4 protein-coding genes are annotated in these 3,287 nt (G+C 69.2%); all 4 read left to right on the top strand.

The window, feature by feature from the left end; translation table 11 throughout:
- Window positions 1-317, top strand: a 317-nt coding sequence (locus DM816_RS41080; RefSeq protein ID WP_162908391.1) for a winged helix-turn-helix domain-containing protein, incomplete at its 5' end; no start/stop codon positions are given.
- A 61-nt stretch (window positions 318-378) separates the two neighbouring features.
- The gene (locus DM816_RS41075) at window positions 379-1,524 is read left to right on the top strand and encodes a sensor histidine kinase (RefSeq protein WP_117215837.1); all 1,146 of its coding nucleotides are present in this window, start codon (window positions 379-381) and stop codon (window positions 1,522-1,524) included.
- A gap of 138 nt (window positions 1,525-1,662) precedes the next feature.
- On the top strand, window positions 1,663-2,427 hold the full coding sequence (locus tag DM816_RS41070; protein WP_117215836.1) for an LLM class flavin-dependent oxidoreductase: 765 nt from the start codon (window positions 1,663-1,665) through the stop codon (window positions 2,425-2,427).
- On the top strand, window positions 2,414-3,148 hold the full coding sequence (locus DM816_RS41065; RefSeq protein ID WP_117215835.1) for a PIG-L deacetylase family protein: 735 nt from the start codon (window positions 2,414-2,416) through the stop codon (window positions 3,146-3,148). Before DM816_RS41070 ends, DM816_RS41065 begins: the two co-directional genes overlap by 14 nt.
- The last annotated feature ends 139 nt before the right edge of the window (window positions 3,149-3,287 follow it).

Raw genomic sequence — 3,287 nt, 5'->3', positions numbered from 1 at the left:
CGCTGGCCCGGCGGGCACGCCCCGCCGCGCCGCCCGTGCTCGACCGCGCGGGCATCCGCCTCGACCCCGCGCGGCGGGAGGTCGTGCGCGACGGGCGGTACGTGCCGTTGTCGCGCAAGGAGTTCGCCGTGCTGGAGGAGCTGCTGCTGGCCAACGGCGCGGTGGTCAGCGCCGAGCACCTGCTGGAAAAGGCGTGGGACGAGCACACCGACCCGTTCACCAACGTGGTCCGGGTGACCATGATGACCCTGCGGCGCAAGCTCGGCGAGCCGCAAATCGTGCAGACCGTGCCGGGAGTGGGGTACAGAGTGCCATGAGCGAGGGCTTGCCCGAGGGAATCGATTGGCATGCGCCCCGTAGCGCAGCGGAGGGACGCCAATGAAACTGATTCGTCGGCATTGGACCATCCGGGCCCGGCTGACCGTCGTCTACGGGGCGCTGTTCTTCCTCGCCGGCGCGGTGCTGCTCGTCGCCAACTACTGGCTCGTGGCCAAGCGGCTCGAAACGGTCAACATCCCGCTCAAGGGCGAAATCATTACCGCCATTGAAAACATCACCAACTCGCCGATCGAAGAGAAGCAGCGGTACCGCGAGGCGTACCTCAAGGCGCAGCAGGAGTTCCGCGACGAGACCCTCGAAACCATGCTCACCCAGGGCGGCATCGCGCTCGGCGGGGTCGGCGTGATGGCCGTGTGGCTGGGCTGGCTGACCGCCGGGCGGGCGTTGCGTCCCGTCAAGCGGATGACCGAGACCGCCAAGCGGGTCGCCGACCGCAGCCTGCACGAGCGGATCGGGCTCACCGGCCCGCACGACGAGCTGCGCGAGCTCGGCGACACGTTCGACGCCATGCTGGAACGGCTCGACCGGGCGTTCGACGGGCAGCGGCGGTTCGTGGGCAACGCCTCGCACGAGCTGCGCACGCCGCTGGCCATCAACCGCACACTGATCGAGGTCGCGCTCGGCCGGCCGGGCGTGTGCGGGGAGATGCGTCAGCTGGGCGAGACCCTGCTGGAGGTCAACGCGCGCAACGAACGCCTGATCGAAGGGCTGCTGACGCTCGCCCGTTCGGAGGCCACACCCACCTCGGTGGAGCGGGTCGACCTGGCCGACATCGCCTCGCACGCACTGGAGCAGGTCGGCACGTCCTCCGTGCACGTGCGGTCCACATTGGACCCGGCCCCGACGACCGGTGATCCGGTCATGCTGGAGCGACTCGCGTTCAACCTCGTGCAAAACGCGGTGCGATACAACACCGACGGCGGATGGGTCTCGGTCCGCACGCACAACGGCGACGGCACGGTCAGACTCACGGTCACCAACACCGGGCCCGTCGTGCCGTCGTACGAAATTCCCCGCCTGTTCGAGCCGTTCCGCCGCCTGTCCGACCGCGTCGGCTCCGCGCGCGGCGCGGGCCTGGGCCTGTCCATCGTGCAATCGGTCGCCCGTGCCCACGGCGGCACCGTCCATGCCACCCCGCACGCCGGAGGCGGCCTCACCGTCCAGGTAACCCTCCCAGCATCCTGATCAGGCGGCTCGGCTTCCCCTGCGGAACAGCCGACGCCGCAGGTCGACCATGAAGTTGATGCCGCGACGCGCCGTCGAACCTGGACGTAAGCTCATGATCAACCCGAAAGGGGGGCGGGGTGGGCCTATGGTGGAGGGGTGAAGATCGGTTTTGGGCTGCCCGTTTCGGGGGCGTGGGCGACGCCGGGCAACATGGTCCGGGTGGCCCAGCGGGCGGAGGAGCTCGGATACGAGTCGGTCTGGACGTTCCAGCGTCTGCTCGCCCAGCCTGACGGTCCCATCGCCTACGACAGCGTGCACGACCCGCTCGTGCCGCTCGCGTTCGTCGCCGGCGCCACGCACCGCATCCGGCTCGGCGTCGCCGTCTGGAACATGCCGTTCATCAGCCCGGTCGTGCTCGCCAAGCAACTGTCCAGTGTAGACATCGTGTGTGGCGGGCGGCTCGACGCCGGGCTCGGAAACGGTTGGCAGGAAGCGGAATTCGAGGCTGTTGGCACCACCAGACACGGCCTCGGCAAGCGCGCCGACGCGTTCATCGGCGCGCTGAAACACTACTGGGCCGTGCAGGATCCAAAGCCCGTGCAGCGCCCGCATCCGCCCCTGCTGCTGGGCGGCGGCTCCCCGGCCGCGCTGAGCCGGGCCGGCCGGCTGTGCGACGGCTGGATCAGCAGCAGCAGCCACACTCTGGAGGATCTCGCCGAGGCCATCCGGGTCGTCAAGGCCGCGTCGCCGCGGCCCGACCGGCTTCGGTTCATCGCTCGCGTCCCACCCCGCGCGATCGGCCGGCTGGACCAGATGGCCGAGCTGGGCATGACCGAGGCGTTCATCGACCTGAACTTCAGCGAAACACCGCCCACGATGGACGATGCCGAGCGGATACTGGAGACTTATGCACCCCGATAACCTGGACCAGTTCGAGGAAATGCCCACCGACTGGACTCGCGCGCTGGCCATCGCCGCGCACCCCGACGACCTCGAATACGGTGCGGCGGGCGCGATCGCCGTGTGGACCGCCGCGGGCAAGGACGTGCGCTATCTGCTCGTCACGCGTGGCGAGGCCGGGATCGACGGCATGCCGCCGGAGCAATGCGGCCCGCTGCGCGAGGCCGAGCAGCACACCGCGGCCGGGTTGGTCGGCGTGTCCGTGGTGGAATTCCTGGACCATCGCGACGGCGTGATCGAATACGGCGTTCCCCTGCGCCGTGACATCGCGATCGCGATCCGGCGCCACCAGCCGGAGCTCATCATTACCGGCAACTATCACGACCAGTGGCCCGGCGGCGGGTGGAACAGCCCCGATCACCGCAACGTCGGGCGGGCCGTGCTCGACGCCGTCGCCGACGCGGGCAACCGCTGGATCTTCCCCGACGAGGCAGGCCTCGGGCCGTGGGGTGGGGTCGAATACGTTGCGGTGGCGGGTTCGCCACTGGCGAGCCACGCGGTCGACGTGTCGTCCACATTGGACCAGGCGGTGGCCTCACTGGAGGCTCACCGGGCCTATCTGGACGGGCTGGGCGAGCACCCGATGGCTGCGGCGCGCGAGTTCCTGGAGTTCATGGCCGACCTCGGCGCGCACCGGTTCGGCGGGCGCCGCGCCAGCGCGTTCGAGCTCATCCGGTACTAGTAGTACTTTGTTAAGTTCAGGTGTGTCGTTGCGTGACTTTGACCCGGGTTCTGGCTGAGATTGTGGTGTGAGGACTGGTGAACTGGAGCGGGTAGCGCCCCGGCTGGTGGATTTCACTGCTCGGATGTTGGACGGTGTG

This window comes from Allorhizocola rhizosphaerae, from assembly GCF_003426775.1.
GTDB lineage: Bacteria > Actinomycetota > Actinomycetes > Mycobacteriales > Micromonosporaceae > Allorhizocola > Allorhizocola rhizosphaerae.
Note: the sequence above shows the minus strand (reverse complement) of the source record. Positions and strands in the feature narration are given on the sequence as shown.